This window comes from Streptomyces curacoi (assembly GCF_001513975.1).
Lineage (GTDB): Bacteria > Actinomycetota > Actinomycetes > Streptomycetales > Streptomycetaceae > Streptomyces > Streptomyces curacoi.
On the sequence record NZ_KQ947985.1, the window covers coordinates 520,577 to 538,991 of the forward strand.

Consider the following 18,415-nt stretch of genomic DNA (forward strand, 5'->3'; position numbering starts at 1 on the left):
CCGGGTGCGCCGTCGGCGGCAGCGCGAAGTGCCTACGTCAGCGGGACGACCGGCGGCGCGGGCGGCGAGAGGATCAGCCACATCCACAAGAGACAGGAGAGGGACATGAGTTCGTCAGACGCCCTGAGATCGGTCCGACGTGTGTGTGCCGTGGCTGGAGCCGCCCTGCTCATGGGCATCGGGCTCGCCGCACCGGCCGCCGCGCACGCCTCGGCGCAGCCGGTCGCCGTCAGTGTCACCTACCTGAGTGCCGGGCGGCTCGGGGCCTCCGTGGCCGCCGTGGTGGCGCTGATCGGCGTGGTCGTCGGCGGCCTGGCGCTGGCCCGCCCCGCCGGCCGTCTCGCCACCGGCTCCGGGCGACTGGGCACCGTCGTGCCCCTGGTGGCAGGGCTGATCGGCGTGGGCCTCGGCGCGCTGGTCGTGGCCACCGCCGAGAGCGGCCTCGGCACCGGGAACGGGCTGGGCGGGGCCCTCGTGGCCCTGGTGGTGGGGCTGATCGCCCTGGTGCTGGGCGGGCTGACGCTGACCCGTTCCCGCCGCACCGGCTGACCGCCGACAGCATCGAGGCGCCGCCGCGGGGGCTCCCGCCCCGAGGTACTTGGTACTTGGTACTTGGTACTCCGTCTTCGGTACTCGGTACTTGGTACTCGGGAGAGCTGAGTACTTCCGCTCTGGTCGGTGACGCGGTGGGCCGAAACGCTGGGGGCATGCGTGAAGGTCTGATGAAACCCGCTCTCCGGCTGCTGCCGTTCCTCGTGCCGGCCGGAGCCGCGATGGCCCTGTGGGCCGCCTGGCTGGGCTGGGACCAGCAGTACGACGTGCGGCCCGACGGCACGACGACCGGCCCGTACGCGGCGTGGCAGGTGGTCGGGCTGGTGCTGACCCTGCTGGCACCGGTGTACTGGGCGGCGTCCCGGCGCCATGTCGTAGGCGCCGTGCTCGGCACCACGGTGGGTCTGACCGCAGCCGCCTTCTACGACTGGTCGGACGATGCCACCGGCCTCTTCGCGGTCGGCGTCGGGATGGTCATGGGAGGAAGCCTCGGGGCGACGGTCGCCGTGTCCGCGGTGATCGCCGCGGTGAAAGGGGACGGACGACAGCTCCCCGCGCAGGGGCCGGGCCCCGCTTGCTGAGCTGTCCGGCCCGATCCGGGCGCGGGCCAGGTCACTGGCCCACTCGGCCGTCGACCCGTTCGCGCAGCAGGTCGGCGTGGCCGCAGTGCCGCGCGTACTCCCCGATGTGCGCCAGCAGGGCGTCGCGCAGCTGGAGCTGCCCGCCGGGTTCGGGGCCGAGGTCGGAGAAGCCGGCGTTGCTGGTGCCGAGGTCGGTGACGTCGGCCAGGTACCGGTCGGTGTGCTCCACCGCTGCCCGCCACTGCCGCCAGGCGTCCGCCACGACCGCCGCGTCGGCGACCGCGCCGGCCATCACCCGCCGGAAGTGCCGTTCCTCCTCGACCATGTGCCGCACCAGCCCGAGCAGCGACATCGTGGACGGCGGTACGGAGCGCCGGGCCATCTGCTCGGCGTCCAGACCCGCGCACTTCATTTCCAGGGTGAGGCGGTAGTGGCGCAGGGCGTCGAGCAGCGTGCTGCGCTCGTCGACGAGTTCGACGTCGGTCTCGCGCGGGTCGTCGTCCGGATCGACCCACATGTCGGGGAAGACGGTGGACCGCGTCCATCGGGTCACCGAGGGTTCACTGGCGTGCTCCGCTGAGCCCATAGGCGCGTGGTGGACCGCGCCGGCGGAGGGCCGCCACGGTGCGAGGCGCGTGCGGCGAGGGAACTCGCGCTCCCGGCTGCCGGGCGGCTACCGGGCTCGGCTACCGGGCCTGGATGAGGAGCAGGGCGACGTCGTCGCTGCGGTGTGCGCACTCCCGGGCGTCGTGGACGAGGGTGTCGGCGAGGGCCTCCGCCCGCAAGTCGCCGGCCCGGGCGAGGCGGTCGGCCAGCGCTTCGGTGACCTCGTCGAGGTCGGCGCCGGGGACTTCGACCAGTCCGTCGGTGTACAGCAGGAGGACCGCGCCCGGCGGCAGGGCGATCTCGCGGGCCCGGTAGGTGGCGGTGGGGTCGATGCCGAGCAGGAGACCGGGAGGCAGGCGGAGCACCTCGGCGTGTCCGTCGGGGTGGCGCAGGACGGGCGGCGGGTGGCCCGCGGTGGCCAGACACGCGTGGTGGCGCGCGAGGTCGAGATGGGCGTAGAGGCAGCTGGTGAACAGGCCGGGGTCGAGGTCCGTGAGCAGGCGGTTGGTACGGGCGAGTACCTCGCCGGGGGGTGAGCCGGCCGTGGCGTGCACCGCGGTGCGGACCTGGCCCATGAGGGCGGCGGCCTGCACGTTGTGGCCCTGGACGTCGCCGATGGCCGCGGCGGCGGTCGTCTCGTCGAGGCGGATGAGGTCGTAGAAGTCGCCGCCGATCCCCATGCCGCGCCCGGCGGGGAGGTAGCGGGCGGCGACGTCGAGCCGCGCCACGGAGGGCAGGGCGTGCGGCAGCAGGCCCGCTTGCAGGCTGTGGGCGAGCTGGTGTTTGGCGTCGTAGAGGCGCGCGCGGTCCAGAGCCTGGGCGATCAGTCCGGCCAGCGAGATGAGCACGGAGCGTTCCTCGGGGGTGAACGGGTGGGGCCGGTCGTAGGCGAGGACGAGCGAGCCGACGGGGCGTCCGGAGGTGAGCAGCGGCAGGAAGGCCCAGGCAGCCATCCCGTCCTGGAGGACGGCCGGGGGATAGGCGCGCTTCAGTTCGGCGAAGGTGCCGAAGAAGCTGGGGGCGCCGGTGGTCAGGCAGCGCACCGCGGGCGTGTCCGAGGTCAGCGGCGCGCCGTCGAAGCGGCTCATGAGCTCGGCGGTGTAGCCGCGGTGGCCGATGATCCGCAGTCTGCCCTCTTCCGCGGTCATCAGGGCCAGCGCCCGGGCTCCGGTGCCGTGCGGCACCTGGTCGGCGACCCGGTCGACGACGTCCTGCACCCCGACGGCCTCGGCGAGGGTCGCTGCCAGATGCATGAAGTGGTACAGCGCGGCGGCCCGGCCCGTGAGGTCGGGAGGGGCCGGGTGCGGCGATGGCGTACGGTCCCGTTCCCGCGCCGCCGGAATCGGGGTGATCCGCACGCTGATGCCCGAGGCGTTCGGGTAGAGGCGGAAGGACAGCCAGCTGTCCGGTGGGCGCAGGGCGGTGAAGGACGTGGGGGAGCGGCTGAACACCGCGGCCCGGTATCGGTCCTGGGCGACCGGGTTGTTCAGCCAGGGCAGCACCTCCCAGGGCAGGGCCCCGAGCAGATCGGACACGTCGGCGCCGAGGAGATCGGCGGCGCTGGCGGTGACGAAGGCCAGCCGGCCGTCCATGTCCAGCGCGCAGCAGCCACCGGGGAGGCGCTCGGCGAACTCCGCGGCGGCCGGTGCGCCGGACGACTCGGACGCGCCGGTTCCCGGCGGGGGCACCAGACGCGGTTCGGCATCGGGCACGACAGGGTGGCCGCTGTCGGCGGCCGCCCGCAGGAGCCGGCCCAGGCGGTGGCAGGCGTCGCCGATCGCCGCACGCTCCTGGGGGCGCAGCTCCGGGGGGTGGGCGCCGGACCACTGGAGCACGAGACCGCCCCACTCCCTGCCGTCGGTGGTGAGCGCGGCGGCGGCCAGCGTGAAGGGGTACGGCAGGACGAGGGCCAGCTGCGGGTAGCGGCGCGCCAGTTCCTCCTGACTGCCGAGCCACACCAGGCGGCGTTCCCGCAGGGCGTCGGCGACCGGGGTCGCGCCCCCGAGGGCGACCCGCGCCCAGGGCGCGGCGATATCCCCCGGGACTCCGCTCAGCACCGCGAGCCGCAGCACCCGCTCGCCCGGCTGCAGCAGGTACACCGCGCCCACCCCGGCTCCCGTGTCGCGCATGGCCTGCGCCAGAGCGTGCTCCAGCAGCTCCGGACCGGAGGCCGGGCCGGCCATGGAGCGGGCGTCCGACACACCCTCACCCCCTGCCGGTGACGACGTCCGGGCAGCCGCGCCCCGGTGACGGGCCACTCGCCCGTCCCCACCACAGAGCGGCGCGCCGACCACCCCGAGCGTCCATAACCGGACAATACGCCCGCATGGTGGCGGTGGCATCCGGATGCCACGGCAGCCCGCGCGAGGGAGACGCGAGGGAGAAAGGAGAAGGACGCCCGGCGGTGGCGGACCTGGGTGTCAGCGGGTCAGCGTGCGCCGCCGCCCCTGCGCAGGACCTTGTCCATGCCGACCGCCACGACGACGAGGGTCCCGGTCGCCACGTCCTGGTAGAGGCTGTCGATGCCCGCCTGGGTGAGCCCGGAACGGAGCACGTTGACGATGAGCGCTCCGATCAGCGTGCCGACGACGCTTCCCCGGCCGCCGAAGAGGCTGGTCCCGCCGATGACGACGGCCGTGATGCTCTCCAGGTTCGCCGTCTGGTACGCGTTGGGGTCGGCGTTGGGGATACGGCCGAGGGCCTGCCAGGCGGCGATGCCGTAGAGGAGACCGGCGATGACGTAGACCGACAGGACCGTGCGCCGGACGTTGATGCCGGTCAGGCGGGCGGACTCGGGTGCGTTGCCGACGGCGTAGATGTGCCGGCCCCAGCCCGTCTTGGTGAGCACGTACCAGAAGAACGCGTACAGGCCCAGGAGCAGGAACGTCCCCCAGGTGACGAGCACGCCGCCGAGGTGGACGCCGTGCCCCCAGAAGTCGAGCAGGTCGCTGGTCACCGGATAGCTGCGGGAACCGGAGTAGAGCCTGCTCGTGGAGTAGACGACGCTCAGCGCGCCGAGGGTGACGATGAAGGGGGGCAGGCCCAGCCGGGCCACCAGCAGGCCGTTGACGAGCCCGAGTAAGGTCGCCACGACCAGGCCGAGCAGCAGCGCCGCCGCGGGGTTGCCGCCCTCGAAGACGAGCTTGGCCATGACGATCGTGCCGAGGACGGCGATGGCCCCGTTCGCCAGGTCGATGCCCGCGGTGAGGATGATCAGGGACTGCCCCAGCGCCAGGGTGCCGATCACGATGGTCTGCTGCAGCACCAGGGAGAGGTTCCCCGGCGTCATGAACGTGTCCGTCGTGAGCGAGAAGACGAGTACGGCGGCGGCCAGGGCGGCGAGCGGGCCGACCGTCGGGGTGCGCAGGGCGTACCGCAGCGCCTCCCGCAGCGCGGCGCCCGGCTCCGGCTCTGCGTCGGGGCTGGTGGTCCCGGGAGATCTCATGATCCTTCTCTGGTTCCTTCCACCGGTCGGCGCCCGCAGGTCATCCCCAGCAGCGCTGGAGTCCCCAGGCCGTGTCGTGGGACGCCAGTCCCCGCACCGGCTGGTCGGTGATGAGTTCCGTGCCCGTGTCGGTGAAGCCGGACGGCTTCTTGCCGCTCCTGGCGAACTCGGTGACCGCGGCCACGCCCCGCTCGGCCATCCGGACCGGGAACTGCATGACGGTGGCCGCGTACTTGCCGGCCTTGACGGCCCGTACGCCGTCGCAGCCGCCGTCGATGGTGCCGATGGTCACCTGCCGGGTGAGGTCGCGTGCGGCGATGGCGGTGGAGGCGCCGTCGGCCACCGGTTCGTTGATGGTGTAGACGGAGTTGACGTCGGTCGTGCGCTGCAGCAGGTTCTCCGTCGCGGTCTGGGCCAGGTTGCGGTCGCCGTTGGTGTTCGCCCGGCCGCGGATCGCCGGTGAGTCGTCGTCGATTCCGAAGCCCTCCAGGAACCCGTCGTGCCGCTGCCGGCTGACCGAGGAGCCCTCGGTGCCGTCCAGCATGATCAGCTCGGGGGCCCGGTCGCCCAGCACGGCCCTGACATAGGCGCCCTGGAGGCGTCCGGCCTTGAAGTTGTCGGTCGCGTAGGTGGCGTCCACGGCGTCTTCCGGGTCCGTGGCACTGTCCAGGGCGATCACCAGGATGCCCTGCCGCCGGGCCTCCGCGATGGCGCCGAGGACCCCTGTGGTGTTCGACGGTGTGATCAGGATTCCCTGGACGTCGCGGGCGATGAGGCTCTCCATCGCGGCGACCTGGCCCTCGTTGTCGCCGTCGAACTTGCCGGCCAGGGCGATGAGCTCGGCGCCGCTGCGCTCGGCCGCGTCCGCGGCGGCCTTGCGCATGGTCACGAAGAAGGGGTTGGTCTCGGTCTTGGTCACCAGACCGATCGTGACCTTCCGCGTCCCGCCGTCCTCCCCCGAGTCCTCGCCCCCGCCGCACGCGGCGGCGAGCAGCACCGTGCCCGCCAGGAGGAGCGCGGCCCACGGCCGGCGGCGGCCTGGCCGGCTGCGCTTGCGGACGGTGTGATGGTGCGCCATCGGTGACACCCTCCTCCGGCCGACGCACATGGGAAGATGATTAATGAATATCCCATTTGTTCCCCTGATGGTGATCTGTCTGACCTGTTCCCGCGATCGGGCGGAGAAGGTGAGATGCGCGTGACCGAACCGCCGCTGCTGTCACTGCGTGGAATCTCCAAGCGGTACGGCGCCGTCCAGGCCCTGGAGGATGTCGACCTGGAGCTCCACCGGGGGGAGGTCGTCGCGCTGCTGGGCGACAACGGTGCCGGCAAGTCCACCCTCATCAGGGTCATCGCGGGCGTCGACCCCGCCGACAAGGGCGTCATCGAGTGGGAGGGCCAGGCCGTCCACATCAGGACCCCCCGGATCGCCCAGCGCCTGGGCATCGCGACCGTGTACCAGAGCCTGGCGCTGTGCGACGACCTCGACGTGGCCGAGAACCTCTTCCTGGGACGGGAACGGCGCCGCCCCGGGGTGCGGGGCCGCCTGTTCCGGCTGATGGACAACGGCGGCATGCGCGCGGAGGCGCGACGGCAGCTCGACGCGCTGGGCATCCGGGTGCCCGACGTGCGTGCCCCGGTCGCTTCCCTGTCCGCGGGCCAGCGGCAGACCGTGGCGATCTCCCGCGCGCTCCTCGGCCGGCCCAAGGCCGTCCTCCTGGACGAGCCCACCGCGGCGCTGGGCGTCCCCCAGGCCGGGCACGTCCTCGACCTCGTCGACGAACTCCGCGACAGGGGCATCGGGGTGATCCTCATCAGCCACAACCTGGGCGACGTCAAGGCCGTGGCGGACGAGGCGGCGGTCCTGCGGCTGGGCCGCAACAACGGCTTCTTCCACGTGCCGACCACGCCCCAGGACAGGATCTTCTCCTCCATCGTCGGCGCCACAAGCAACGCCTGACCACCCGGACCCGCGACCCCGCCCGGGATCACGGACCCACCCCGCAACGCCTCTCGCACGACGGCCATGGACGGCGGCCACGTGAGGCACCGCCCGGCCCGACGCCCGACCCCGCCCCGCCCCCCGCCCGCCCCGGCAGCATGCGGGCCAACGACCGCCGCCCCGTCCCACGCTTTGACCACCCGGGCCCGCAACCACGACCCCGCCGCTGCGCCCCCGCTCCGGTTGCCCGGGCCGGCGACCATGACCCCGACGCCCGCTCACCCGGACCCGGCCGCCCGGGACCACGCCCTCCCCGCATGCCTCGCCCCGCAACGCCTCGGGTACGACCGCCATGGGCGGCGGCCACGTGAGGCACCGCCCGGCCCGACGACCGACACCGCCCACCGCCCGCTCCACAAGCACCGGGCCCACCGCCACCGCCTCCTCCCACGCCCCGGCCGCCCGGGCCCGCGACGTCACCGCCCGCTACCACGCCCGGCTGCCTGGGCCACCGACCGCGACCCGCGTGCCTCCGCCCCGCAACGCCTCGGGTACGACCGCCATGGACGGCGGACACGTGAGGCACCGCCCGGCCCGACGCCCGACCCGGCCCCGCCCACCGTCCGCCCCGGCAGCATGCGGGCCAACGACCGCCGCCCTCTCCCACGCCCCGGCCACCCGCACCCACGACCACGGCGCCTGCTCCCCCGGCCCGCTCCCACGGCCCGGCCGCCCGGGTCCGCAACCACGACCCCGCCGCCCGCGACCCCGCCCCGGCCGCCCGGCCGCCCGGCCCGCCCGGCCGGCAGCCACGACCCCGCCCCGGCTGCCCGGCCGGCGGCCACGACCCCGCCCCGGCTGCCCGGCCGGCGGCTTCGCCCCCGCCGCCCGGGATCACGACCCCGCCCCGCGCGGCTTCCCCCCACACAGCACCTCGCGTACGACCGCCGTGGACGGCGGTCATGTGAGGCACCGCCCGGTCTCCGCCCCCGTCCGGCACCGGTCGCCGGTGACCGACGGGCACGGCTGGTCCGTCGCCCCCGTCCCCTCGGCGCTCCGCCTCACCTCCCCAGCCGTCCGCATGCGGTGGCCGGGCTCTTGGTGAGGTCGGTTACTGTGCAGGGCTAAGTGGCACGAAGGGGGGCAGAGCACGCGGAGGGAAAGGCTGTGTCGGACGAGGGACGGCTCGTCGCCGGGCGCTACCGGCTGGTGGAGCGCGTCGGGCGCGGCGGTATGGGCACGGTGTGGCGGGCCGAGGACGAACTGCTCGCCCGCCAGGTCGCACTCAAACAGCTCCATCTGCAGCCCCACCTGTCCGACGCCGAGGTCGCCACCCTGTACGAGCGGACCCGCCGCGAGGCGCGCAGCGCCGCCCGGATCGTGCACCCCAATGTGGTCGTGGTCCATGACGTCGTCGAGGACGACGGACGGCCCTGCATCGTCATGGAGTACGTCCCCGCGCCCACCCTCGGCGACATCCTCAAGGGCGACCGGACCCTGCCGCCGGAGGAGGCCGCCCGCATCGGACTCGGCATGATCGCCGCCGTCCGGGCCGCGCACGCCGCCGGTGTCCTGCACCGGGACATCAAGCCCGGCAACGTCCTGCTGGCCGACGGGGGCCGGGTCGTCCTGACCGACTTCGGCATCGCGCAGACCGCCGGGGCCTCGACGCTCACCCAGACCGGGGAGATGGTCGGCTCCATCGACTTCATGGCCCCGGAGCGGATCCGCGGCCGGCGGCCCGGCCCCTCCTCCGACCTGTGGTCGCTGGGCGCGACGCTGTTCCAGGCGGTCGAGGGGCGCCCGCCGTACCGCCGTGACACCGCCATGGAGACGGCGTACGCCATCGCCGTGGAGCCGCTGCCGCCGATGCGGCAGGCAGGCCCGCTGGAGCCGCTCATCGAGACCCTGCTGGCGAAGAACCCCGAGGACCGGCCCACGGCGGAGCAGACGGAGCGGGCCCTACGAGCCACCTGGTCCGGCGGCTCGACCACCACGCCCCCACACCGCGAGCCTGAAGGCACCCGGGACGCGGAAGCGACCTCCGCGACGCGCCCCGCCCCGACGCCGCCGCCGGAGAAGGACGAACGCGACCGCCCCCGGGGCCGTGCGCGGCGGCGCGTCCTGCTGTCGACCGTGGCCGTGCTGGCCGCGTCCGCCGCGGCACTCACCCTGTACGCCTCCTCGCACGACGGCGGCACCGCAGGAGGCGCCCGCACCGGCACCACCTCGGCGCCACCCTCGCCGGTCCCCGACGGCTACCACCTGGTCCGCGACCGGGAGCTCGGCGTCTCCTTCCCCGTGCCGGACGGCTGGAAGCCGAAGAAGGGGCCCCACGACGAGGTCACCTACGTCGACCCGACCGGGCTGGCCGGCATCACCATCGGCATGGTGGACCCGGCGGGCTCGCACCCCATCGAGCACTTCGCGGACATCGAGGCGAACACCAAGGCCAACTACTCCACGTACCGCAGACTGCGCCTGCAGAAGACCACGTTCCGGGGTAAGCCGGCCGCGATCTGGGAGTTCACCTTCCACGGCCGCGCCCGCGCCTTCCGCGCCATCGACCTGGGATACGGCACGGCCGGCGGCCGGGAGTACGACATCTATCTGTCGGCCCCGGAGGCCGAGTGGGACACCTACCGTCCCGTCTTCGACGTCGTCCGGAACGGGTTCGCCGACTGACCGAGCGGCGGGCGCAGCCCAACGGGTGGCCCCCGGGGGCGCCGTACGGCCGTGGCACGGCAGCTACCATCCCAGGGTGAACACCTACTGGCACGTCGTTCTGCCGCCTCTCTGCGCCTGACGGGCGCAGACACCGGTGGTTTGACTCCCGGCCCCGACCGGCCCGCAGGGCGGTCAGGGTTCTCGTCGTGCGCCCGTTTCGGATCCGGTCCCCAGACGCATTCGACGACGGAAGTTCACGACTGTGCCGAACCGCACCACCCCTCTGACCCCCGCGCGCCCGGCCGACTCCGGCCCGCGCCGCGCCCTTGCCGGTCTCCTCGGCGGCCCCGCGCCCATCCTCACCTCGGCCGTGCTGTGGGGAACCACCGGCACCGCCGGCTCCCTGGCACCGGCCGGCGCACCGGCCGCGGCCATCGGCTGCGCCGGTCTCACCCTCGGCGGCCTGCTGTTGTTCCTCACCTCTCGCGGCGCCCGCTCGTTGCCCGCCGCCTGCACCCGCGCCGAGCGGTGGCTGCTCGTCCTCGGTGCCCTTGCGGTGGCCGGCTATCCGGTCACCTTCTACCCGGCGGTGGCCCGCACCGGAGTGGCGGTGGCGACGGTGATCGCGCTGGGCAGCGCGCCGGTCTTCGCCGGACTGCTGTCCTGGCTCACCGGACACGCCAGGCCGACCGCACGCTGGACCTGCGCCACCGCCGCCGCCGTGCTGGGCTGCACCCTTCTGGTGCTGGGCCCCGAACTCACCGGACACGCCACGCCGATGGACCTGACCGGCGTCGCGCTCGCGGCCTGCGCCGGACTGTCGTACGCCGCCTACTCGCTGATCGGCGGCAGGCTCATCACCCGCGAACACTCCTCCGACGCGGTGATGGGCGTGCTGTTCGGCGCGGCCGGGCTGCTCGTCCTGCCGCTCTTCCTGTTCGTCGACACGCACTGGCTCGCCACCACCCGCGGCGCGGCGGTGGCGGTGTACCTCGCCCTGTTCACCGTCTACCTGGCCTACCGGCTCTTCGGGCACGGACTGCGCCACACCCCGGCATCGGTGGCCACCACGCTGACGCTTGCGGAACCCGCCGTGGCGGCGGTCCTGGGCGTCACCGTCCTCGATGAACGCCTTCCGGCCGCCTCCTGGTGCGGGCTGGCCGTCCTCGCCCTGGCCCTGGTCCTCCTGACCGCCCCCGCCGGCAGCGGCCGCCGGGCCCGGTAGCCCCACCCCCGGCGCTCCTGCGGTCCGGCCCCGGGCCCGCTAGCGCTCGACCCACTCGCCGCCGCCCAGCGGATAGTCGTAACCGGGGCGGTCCTTGTCGGCGCTGGTGCGGAACGGGCTGCCGTTGTCGTCGATGTGGACGGTGCCGCGGCGGCTGCCGCTGGACCACTCCAGGGTGAGGTCCCAGCGGACGTCGTACGCCTTGGTGTGGGCGGTGACGTAGAAGACCTCCGGGTCGGATTCGCTGACCTGGTACGGGAAGTCGCGCTGGCCGTTCTTGACGGTGACCGTGGGGCTGCCGTGGTCGAGGGCGACGTCGAAGGACCTGGTGTCGACGCCGCCGCCGCAGCCGACACCCATCGAGTAGTCGTTCCAGGCGAGCGGCGCGCCCTTGGTGAGGACGCGTACGTGCAGCTTCTCCAGGACGACGGTGTCCTCGCCGGTGCCCTGGACGGTGAGGGCGACCCGCTGTTCGCCCGAGGAGACCGCCCCGTACGCGTCGGCCCAGCGCGGAGCGTCCTGCTCGGTCGCCGGCGGGCCTACCTGCTCGGGTTCGCTGTCGACGAGGAAGTGCTGGCTGCACGGGCTGTCGTACACGTAGGGACGGGTGCGGACGGTGAGCGGGACGGCGTCGACGGCGTTGCCGTCGGTGGGCCGGGCGGCGCCCTGCCTGCCGTCGCCCTTCGAGGCGCCGGACCCTGCGTCCTCGGAGGCCGTGGGGGAGGCGGAGGCCGCGGCGGGTGGCTTGTTGCCCTTTCCGCTCGGGGACGGGCCGGCGGAGGGCTTTCCGCCGTCCGCCCGGCCGGCGGTCGTCTCCGTCGCGGTGCCCGCCTGCCCCGCCACCGTGTCGTGCCCGCCGCCGTCGGACGGCGGCAGGGTGAGCACCACGGCTGCCAGCGCTGCGGCCACTGCGACGGAGGCGATCAGCGCGGTACGGCGACGGGGGAGCCGACGGGGACGACGTGGCGGCGCGAGCTCGCCCGGCACGCCGGCGACAACCGGGTCACCGTTCGCGCTCTCGTCCGGTCCGGGCGACACCGCCGGGCCGGACGCCGCCGTTTCCGGCCCAGCCGCCCTGCGCCCGCGTGCCGCGTCCGCCAGGATCCAGCGCCGGTGCAGCTCCACCAGCTCCTGCGGGGTGGCCCGGCAGACCCGGGCGAGGCGCTCCACCGGTGCGTACTCGATCGGCACCGCGGTGCCGTTGCAGTAGCGGTGCAGCGTCGACGTGCTCATGTGCAGGCGCTTGGCAAGGGCCCCGTAGCTCAGTCCCGAGCGGTCCTTGAGCTCCCGCAGCAGCAGCGCTAACGCCTCGGTCTCTCCCGCTTCCATTGCCCCCGACACCCGTTCCCCTCTTCCCCCGCGTTCCAGTCGCGTATTCCAGGGCTACTGCTTTCTCCCTGGTCAGAGTGCATTCCGGTGTTCCAGTGTCCCCAACTGCCCGCTGTGCGTGGCGGTTGGGACGGATCACCGCACAGGCTTCGGTCATCCAATCACCACCGCACCCGAACACCGAAGGGGCACGGCCTCATGTCCAGTCTCCGCACCTCCCGCACCCGTCTCGTCGGCGCCGCCGCGACCGCCGTTCTCGCCGCGCTCTCCCTGACCGCGTGCGACGACGGAACAGGCGCCCAGGACGAGGGCGCGGCGGCGACCGCCTCCGCGAGCCCGTCGTCCGGCGCGCCTTCTTCAGGCACGGGCTCCAACTCCCCGGACGCCACGGACGACTCCGCGGACTCGTCGAACTCCACGGGCGCCACCGGCGCCACGGGCTCCTCCGCCTCCAAGCCCGCCACCGACTCGACGCCTCCCGCGTCGAAGGCGCCCTCCTCCTCCGGCAAGCCGGTCACCTGCGAGGCATCCAACACCAAGACGGTCGCGGCCCTGCTGAACCGCCCCGTGAACCACATGCTGCTCACGGTGACCAACACAGGCGGCAGGAGCTGCCACCTCTACGGCTACCCGGCCGTCCGCTTCGGCGAGGCCCAGGCCGTGCCTCCGGTCATCGAGGAATCCCAGCCGCAGGCGGTCGTCACGCTCAAGCCGGGCGAGTCGGGGTACGCGTCCGTGAGCCTGTCCGCCACCGACGGCAGCGGCTCGAACGGCCACACCGTGAAGTCCCTGGCCGTCTACTTCCGGGGCCCCTCCGGCAACGAGAGCGTCGGCAGGGGCGCCCACCCCGCACTGCCCGCGAAGGGTGTCCACGTGGACGACTCGCTCAAGGTGACCTACTGGCAGCAGTCGATGGACGACGCCATCAGCTGGTGACACCTGAGCGGTTCGCCCACGGGGGCCGGTCGCGGGCCCGTCGGGCCTACTTGGTGAGGTGCTCGTCCAGGTCGGCGAGCACTTCCTCGGCGGCCGTCACGCCGAGGCCGAGGTACCAGGTCTCGTCCGGGACGTCGTAGGCGTGACCGGCCTTGACGGCGGCGAGGTTCTTCCACAGCGGGTTGCTCTGGGCCTTGGACTTGTCCGTGGCCTTCGGGTCGCCGTAGACGCCGGTGAAGATGTAGTCGCCGTCCGCCTGGTCGATGTTCTCGGCGCTGACCTCGGTGGCGAGGTCGTTGACCTGCTGGTTCTTGGGGCGGGGGATGCCGGCGTCCTTCAGGATCGTGCCGATGAACGAGGCGCCCGCGTACAGCCGGATGACGCCGTCGGGCATGTAACGGACCATCGAGACGGTCGGCTTGTCGGCGCCGAGCTTCTCACCCAGTGCCTTCGCCTTCTTCTCGTAGGCCGCGAGGTTCTGCTTCGCCTCGGCGGTCCTGTCGAGGGCGGCGGCGTTGAGGAGGTAGTTCTCCTTCCAGGTGAAGCCGGGGCGGAGGGAGAAGACAGTCGGCGCGATCTGCGACAGCTCGTCGTACTTGTCGGCGGCCCTCAGCTGACTGCCCAGGATCAGGTCGGGCTTGAGCCCGGCGATCGCCTCCAGGTTGAGGTTGTTGATCGTGCCGACGTTCTTCGGGCTGCCCGCGTCCTTCTTCAGGTAGGAGGGCAGTTCGGGGGAGCCCTCGGTGGGGGCGAGGCCGACGGGCTTGATGCCCAGCGAGACGACGTTGTCGAGTTCGCCGACGTCGAGGACGACGACGCGCTTGGGCTGGGCCTTCAGCTCGGTCTCGCCCATGGCGTGGGTGATGGTGCGCGGCCACTCGCCGGCCTTGGCGTCGGTGCCCATGGCGGCCGTCTTCCTGGCCGCGTCCGCGAACTCGTCCCCGCCCTGGGCGACCGCCTTCTTGTCGCCGGCTCCGGCGGAGGGCCCGGAGGTGCCCGCACCGTCGGAGGAGCCGCCGCACGCCGTCAGGGAGAGGGCGGCGGCGAGGGCGAGGGCTGCAGCGGCGGTGCCGCGGCGGCGGACGGACATGGAGGACTCCCGTCGTACGGTGGAATCTCGGGCAATTCTTAGGCGAGCCTTACCTTATGAGAATCCTGTGAAACGGCCACATCCGGAGGGTGTGGTTCCGATCACGCTCCGCGTGGGGGCCCCGCCTGGCGCGGCGGCCCGGGAACCACCAGCGGATCCCCCGTCACCGGATCCGGTACGACGACCGACGCCAGCCCGAAGACCTTCCCCACCAGCTCCGCCGTGACGATGTCGGCGGGCGGCCCCTGCGCCACGATCCTCCCGGCCCGCATGGCTATCAGGTGGTCGGCGTAGCGCGCCGCCTGGTTCAGGTCGTGCAGCACCGCCACCACCGTCCGGCCGCGCTCACGGTTCAACTGCCGTACGAGGTCCAGTACTTCCACCTGATGGGCGATGTCCAGATAGGTCGTCGGCTCGTCGAGCAGCAGCAGGTCGGTGTCCTGGGCGAGGGCCATGGCGATCCACACGCGCTGGCGCTGGCCGCCGGACAGCTCGTCGACCTGACGCTCCGCCAGGTCGGCGGTCGAGGTGCGTTCCATCGCCTCGGTGACGGAGGTCTCGTCCGTCTCGGACCACTGCTGCCACCACTTCTGGTGCGGCTGGCGCCCGCGCGAGACCAGGTCCGCGACCGTGATCCCCTCGGGCGCCACCGGCGTCTGCGGCAGCAGCCCGACCACCTGGGCGATCCGCCGGGTGGGGATGCGGGACAGATCGGTGCCGTCGAGGAGCACCGCGCCCCGACGCGGCTTCAGCAGCCGGCCCAGGGCACGCAGGAGAGTCGACTTGCCGCAGGCGTTGGGGCCGACGATGACGGTGACCTCTCCGTCCGGGATCTCCACGTCCAGGTCCTCGACGACCACGCGGTCCTCGTAGGCGAGGGTGAGTCCCTGGGCGGTGAGGCGGTTGCCGGTCACGCGGTTCCTCCGGTACGGCTGCTGCGGGCGCTGACGATCAGCCACATCAGATAAGGGGCGCCCACCAGGGCGGTGAACACGCCGACCGGCAGTTCCAGCGGCGCGAGGAGCCGCCGGGCCAGCAGATCGGCGACGACCACGATCAGCGCGCCCATCAGGGCGGAGCACATCAGCGGGATGTGCGGGGTGCGGGTGAGCCGGCGGGCGATCTGCGGGGCGAGCAGCGCCACGAAGTCGACGGGGCCCGCGGCACCGGTCGCCACGGACGCGAGGACGACGCCGAGGACGCTCAGGCCGAGCCGCACCCGGCCGAGCCCGATGCCGAGAGCGGTGGCCGTGTCCTCGTCGAACGCGGCCCCGCGCTGCGCCCGCGCCGCCCACAGCAGGAACGGCACGAGGAGCACGAGGACCGTCGCGAGCGGTGCCGCCTGGTCGTAGCCGCGGCCGTTGAGCGAGCCGGTCAGCCATGTCTTGGCCTGCTGGGCGACGAGATAGTCGCCCTTGGTCACGAACAGCCGGGCCAGCGAGCCGAGCGCCACCGAGATGCCGATGCCCACCAGGACGAAACGGGAGGCGGCGAGACCGCCCCGCCACGCGAGCACGTAGACGAGCAGGGCGGCGAGGAGGCCGCCCACGACGGACACGTACGGCAGGACCGCGTACGAGGTGAGACCGAAGGTCATCGCGGCGACCGTCGCCGCGCCCGCGCCGTGCGTCACGCCGATGACGTCGGGACTGGCGAGCGGGTTGCGGGCCACGGTCTGGATCAGCGCACCCGAGACGCCGAAGGCGGCGCCCACCAGCACACCGGTCACCAGGCGCGGCAGCCGGAGGGTGCCGACCACCAGCTCGTCGGGACTGGGCAGCCCCAGCAGCACGCGCACGACCTCGCCGGGCGCGACGTACGACTCACCGACACACAGGGACGCCACCACGGCGGCCGCCAGCAGGACGGCGAGCACGACGGCCACGGCCAGGGCCCTGCGGTGCAGCAGGAAGCTGCCGCGGTGTCCGGCCCGGACGACGGTGTGTCCGGCGGGGCGCACAGGCGACCGGCCGGACGGCCCGGCCGGGGGGAGGTACGTCATGCCGCCGCCACCTTCTTCCGCCGGACCAGCGCGACCAGGAACGGCACCCCGGCCAGCGCGGTCATCACGGCCACCGGCACCTCCGAGGGCCGTACGACGACCCGGCCGAGGACGTCCGCCAGGAGCAGCATCACCGGACCGAGCAGCGCGGCCATGGGCAGCAGCCAGCGATGCTGCGGGCCCACGAGCGCGCGGGCGATGTGCGGGACGGCGAGGCCCGTGAAGGCGATGGGGCCCGCGGCGGCGACCGCGGCACCCGTCAGCACCGTCGCGCCCAGGGCACCGGTCGCCCGCAGCAGCGCCACATTGCGGCCGAGGCCGCGGGCGATGTCGTCCCCGAGCGCGAGCGCGTCCAGCCCGCGGGCCATGGCCAGCACCAGCAGCAGTCCGGCGAGCAGAAAGGGCCAGACCTGGCCCGCGATCGACGCGTCGCGCCCACTGATCGAACCGACGTCCCAGAAGCGGAACTCGTCCAAGGCCCGGGCGTTGGTCGTCAGGACCGCCGAGATGAGGGAGGCGAGGAACGCGTTCATGGCGGCCCCCGCGAGGGCCAGCTTGACCGGCGAGGCACCGCCCCGCCCCCCGCTGGCGACGGCGTAGATGCACACCGCGGCGAGGCCGGCGCCCACGAACGCGTACCAGACGTACCCGGTCAGCGAGTGCACCCCGGCGAAGGCGATGGCGCAGACCACGCCCAGCGAGGCCCCCTGGCTGATGCCCAGGATGCCCGGCTCGGCGATCGGGTTGCGGGTGATGCCCTGCAGAACCGTTCCGGCGACGGCGAGTGCGAGGCCGACCAGCACACCGATGACCGTCCGCGGCACCCGCAGCGACCGTACGACCTGCGCGTCGTCGCTCATACCGCCGTGTACCAGGGCCTCCCAGACCACCGAGGGGGCGATCGCGCGGCTGCCGACGGCGAGACTCAGCATCACTGCCGACAGCAACAGCAGAAGGCCGAAGGCCATCCACCCCACGCGGCGGCTTGCGGCTCCTGACATCCACCCTCTCCGTAATCCCTTAGCCAAGGCTGGCCTAAGACTACGTGGGGCTTCCGGGCCGTCGCGGCCGACGTCGCAGGCGCGGCAGGAGGCGCGGCAGGGGGTCCCCGGCCCGCCTCCTCAGTAGAGGATCGAGGGCAGATACGCCCCAGTTGGCTCGTTGTAGAGACCGATGGTCATCAAGCTCAGCAGCTGCACCACTTTGAGGCCGTTGGCCAGGCACCAGCCGAGCAGCACGCTGTTGCTCGCGGGCACGAGGATGCCCGGGCCGCCGAAGGCGCGAGCCGAGCCGATCAGGGCCTGGAGGTCGGTGGTGGTCTCGGCCACCGCGTGCGCGAAGAACGCCAGATCGGTGGCGTAGCCCGTGACGCGCCCGTCGTGCTCGACGACCCGGGCCGTGCCTTGTTTGAGCGCGTCGACGACCTCGCCGCCCCGGTCGACGCCGTGGACCCGTCGGCACAGGTCGTTGCAGGCTCTGAGGTCGGCGTCCGTGGCCTCCCGAACGGTGTGCCCGGGCACCACACGCGCCACGGCCGGCCCCTGCATGCACGCGACCGTTTCCCGGAACGCGAAGCCCAGGCTCGCGTAGAGCGAGAACGACCTGTTGTGGTACCCGCTCTGCAACAGCCGGATCCCCGGCACCCGGCGCTCGGCGGCCCGGTTCATCACGTCCAGCATCAGCCGGCGGCCCACCCCGCGGTTCTGCACGGCGGGATCGATGGTGATGGGCCCGACGCCCACGACGGCCGAGCGCTCGTCGAGGAAGTTGCTCCCGACGACCCGGCCGTCGAGTTCGGCGACGACGCTGTAGAACCCCGGGTGGGTCAGGCCCGCCTCGATCAGCGCGACACCGACTTCGAGGTTGGGAACGTCGGGTGGAAAAGCATGCTCACGGGCGATCTCGGCAAAGGCCTCGAAGCAGATCCTGCCGCACTCCGCGGCGTCGTCCGCGGTGCCTGGACGCAGTACGAGATCCACGACGGCCATCCCCTTCCGTGCGCCGCCCCTGCGCACCGCAGGAGCTACGCAGGCGGGGCAA

Annotated in this window: 16 protein-coding genes; 6 read left to right on the plus strand and 10 right to left on the minus strand. The window is 73.3% G+C overall.

Annotated elements, in window-relative coordinates; genetic code table 11:
- Positions 1–105: 105 nt before the first annotated feature.
- Both AQI70_RS07860 and AQI70_RS07865 read left to right on the plus strand, forming a co-directional pair.
- Positions 106–549 carry a DUF6223 family protein gene (locus tag AQI70_RS07860; protein WP_062145844.1) on the plus strand — a complete coding sequence of 148 codons (444 nt, stop codon included), beginning with the start codon at positions 106–108 and terminating at the stop codon, positions 547–549.
- Positions 550–707: 158 nt separating this feature from the next.
- Positions 708–1,133, plus strand: a complete 426-nt coding sequence (locus tag AQI70_RS07865; protein ID WP_062145847.1) for a hypothetical protein — start codon at positions 708–710, stop codon at positions 1,131–1,133.
- Positions 1,134–1,164: 31 nt separating this feature from the next.
- On the opposite strand, the gene AQI70_RS07870 is transcribed toward AQI70_RS07865, so the two are convergent.
- The 4 genes from AQI70_RS07870 to AQI70_RS07885 all read right to left on the minus strand — a co-directional run bounded on the left by AQI70_RS07870 (position 1,165) and on the right by AQI70_RS07885 (position 6,262).
- Positions 1,165–1,719 carry a mycothiol transferase gene (locus AQI70_RS07870; protein WP_062145849.1) on the minus strand — a complete coding sequence of 185 codons (555 nt, stop codon included), beginning with the start codon at positions 1,717–1,719 and terminating at the stop codon, positions 1,165–1,167.
- 100 nt (positions 1,720–1,819) lie between these two features.
- Positions 1,820–3,940 (minus strand): SpoIIE family protein phosphatase, encoded by a 2,121-nt coding sequence (locus AQI70_RS07875; RefSeq protein ID WP_425264604.1) that lies wholly within the window; start codon positions 3,938–3,940, stop codon positions 1,820–1,822.
- 227 nt (positions 3,941–4,167) lie between these two features.
- A complete protein-coding gene (locus tag AQI70_RS07880) occupies positions 4,168–5,184 on the minus strand; it encodes an ABC transporter permease (RefSeq protein WP_079051191.1) in 1,017 nt (338 codons plus the stop codon).
- A 40-nt stretch (positions 5,185–5,224) separates the two neighbouring features.
- Positions 5,225–6,262, minus strand: a complete 1,038-nt coding sequence (locus AQI70_RS07885) for a substrate-binding domain-containing protein (protein WP_062145851.1) — start codon at positions 6,260–6,262, stop codon at positions 5,225–5,227.
- 114 nt (positions 6,263–6,376) lie between these two features.
- On the opposite strand from AQI70_RS07885, the gene AQI70_RS07890 reads away from it, so the two are divergent.
- From AQI70_RS07890 to AQI70_RS07900, 3 genes are all read left to right on the plus strand, one after another.
- The gene (locus tag AQI70_RS07890) at positions 6,377–7,144 is read left to right on the plus strand and encodes an ATP-binding cassette domain-containing protein (protein ID WP_062145852.1); all 768 of its coding nucleotides are present in this window, start codon (positions 6,377–6,379) and stop codon (positions 7,142–7,144) included.
- 1,149 nt (positions 7,145–8,293) lie between these two features.
- Positions 8,294–9,811 carry a serine/threonine-protein kinase gene (locus AQI70_RS07895; RefSeq protein ID WP_062145854.1) on the plus strand — a complete coding sequence of 506 codons (1,518 nt, stop codon included), beginning with the start codon at positions 8,294–8,296 and terminating at the stop codon, positions 9,809–9,811.
- Positions 9,812–10,055: 244 nt separating this feature from the next.
- On the plus strand, positions 10,056–11,018 hold the full coding sequence (locus tag AQI70_RS07900) for a DMT family transporter (protein WP_079051192.1): 963 nt from the start codon (positions 10,056–10,058) through the stop codon (positions 11,016–11,018).
- Positions 11,019–11,057: 39 nt separating this feature from the next.
- Here the strand turns inward: AQI70_RS07900 and AQI70_RS07905 are convergent, their stop codons facing one another.
- Positions 11,058–12,347, minus strand: a complete 1,290-nt coding sequence (locus AQI70_RS07905; protein WP_063801556.1) for a helix-turn-helix domain-containing protein — start codon at positions 12,345–12,347, stop codon at positions 11,058–11,060.
- Positions 12,348–12,545: 198 nt separating this feature from the next.
- On the opposite strand from AQI70_RS07905, the gene AQI70_RS07910 reads away from it, so the two are divergent.
- On the plus strand, positions 12,546–13,283 hold the full coding sequence (locus AQI70_RS07910; RefSeq protein ID WP_062145857.1) for a DUF4232 domain-containing protein: 738 nt from the start codon (positions 12,546–12,548) through the stop codon (positions 13,281–13,283).
- A gap of 46 nt (positions 13,284–13,329) precedes the next feature.
- Here the strand turns inward: AQI70_RS07910 and AQI70_RS07915 are convergent, their stop codons facing one another.
- The 5 genes from AQI70_RS07915 to AQI70_RS07935 form a co-directional block, all read right to left on the minus strand.
- A complete protein-coding gene (locus tag AQI70_RS07915; RefSeq protein ID WP_062145859.1) occupies positions 13,330–14,373 on the minus strand; it encodes an ABC transporter substrate-binding protein in 1,044 nt (347 codons plus the stop codon).
- 101 nt (positions 14,374–14,474) lie between these two features.
- Positions 14,475–15,287: an ABC transporter ATP-binding protein gene (locus AQI70_RS07920; protein WP_062145861.1), complete on the minus strand. Its 813-nt coding sequence runs from the start codon at positions 15,285–15,287 to the stop codon at positions 14,475–14,477.
- The gene (locus AQI70_RS07925) at positions 15,284–16,375 is read right to left on the minus strand and encodes a FecCD family ABC transporter permease (protein ID WP_062145863.1); all 1,092 of its coding nucleotides are present in this window, start codon (positions 16,373–16,375) and stop codon (positions 15,284–15,286) included. Before AQI70_RS07925 ends, AQI70_RS07920 begins: the two co-directional genes overlap by 4 nt.
- Positions 16,372–17,376: a FecCD family ABC transporter permease gene (locus tag AQI70_RS07930; RefSeq protein WP_062145865.1), complete on the minus strand. Its 1,005-nt coding sequence runs from the start codon at positions 17,374–17,376 to the stop codon at positions 16,372–16,374. Before AQI70_RS07930 ends, AQI70_RS07925 begins: the two co-directional genes overlap by 4 nt.
- 120 nt (positions 17,377–17,496) lie before the next feature.
- Positions 17,497–18,363 (minus strand): GNAT family N-acetyltransferase, encoded by an 867-nt coding sequence (locus AQI70_RS07935; RefSeq protein WP_062145873.1) that lies wholly within the window; start codon positions 18,361–18,363, stop codon positions 17,497–17,499.
- Positions 18,364–18,415 lie beyond the last annotated feature (52 nt).